This is a genomic window from Dyadobacter sp. (assembly GCF_051859145.1).
In the GTDB taxonomy this organism is placed as follows: domain Bacteria; phylum Bacteroidota; class Bacteroidia; order Cytophagales; family Spirosomataceae; genus Dyadobacter.
The window spans coordinates 1-700 of record NZ_JBHYGF010000188.1 but is presented as its reverse complement, the minus strand read 5'-3'; the positions used below and the strand labels follow the sequence as shown (position 1 = coordinate 700).

General features: G+C 50.9%; 2 protein-coding genes. One reads left to right on the top strand and one right to left on the bottom strand.

Going from position 1 to position 700, the window contains the following annotated elements; translation table 11 throughout:
• A partial coding sequence (locus ACTIE6_RS12135; RefSeq protein ID WP_439556888.1) for an ABC transporter permease occupies positions 1 to 302 on the top strand: 302 nt, incomplete at its 5' end.
• Between the two features lie 43 nt (positions 303 to 345).
• On the opposite strand, the gene ACTIE6_RS12130 is transcribed toward ACTIE6_RS12135, so the two are convergent.
• Positions 346 to 700: VOC family protein (locus ACTIE6_RS12130; protein ID WP_439556887.1), on the bottom strand; the 355-nt coding region annotated here is incomplete at its 5' end.

The window sequence follows — 700 nt, the reverse complement described above, 5'->3', positions numbered from 1 at the left end:
CACAAACGCGGCGGAAGGAAATTGGTGTGCGGAAGGTGCTGGGCGCTGGACTGTCGGGTATCGTCGGGTTGCTGGCCAAAGATTTCATCAGACTGGTACTGATCGGCATTGTGGTTGCGGTACCGATCGCGTGGTACACAATGGAAAAGTGGCTGCAGGAATTTGCTTACCGTACCGACATCAAATGGTGGGTTTTTGCACTGGCGGGCGTGCTGGCGATTGCAATTGCGCTGCTCACCATTTCATTCCAAAGTATCAAGGCCGGATTGATGAACCCGGTCAAAGCCCTGCAAAACGAATGAAAGCAGGGCTTTGAACAAAGTTTTAAGAAAACAAGGAAAAGAGCTACTCAGACCAGACTGCCAGCTCGTAACCGTCAGGATCAGTAAAGTGGAAGCGGCGGCCGCCCGGGAATTCGAAAATGTCCTTGACGATCTTACCGCCCGCATTTATAACCTTATCTTTTGTAGCAACTACGTTTTCGGAGTACAGGATCACCAGGATACTGCCGTTAACAGGTTCGCCGGTGGTGAAGCCGCCATCTACAAAGTCGCCTTCAAATGCGGTGTACTCAGGACCGTAATCAGTGAATTTCCAGCCGAAGCTTTCGGAGTAAAACTTTTTAGCCGCAGCCAGATCGCGGGAAAGAAACTCAATGTACTGGATCTGCTCGTGCCTGAGCCTTTTTTGCGGTGATTCC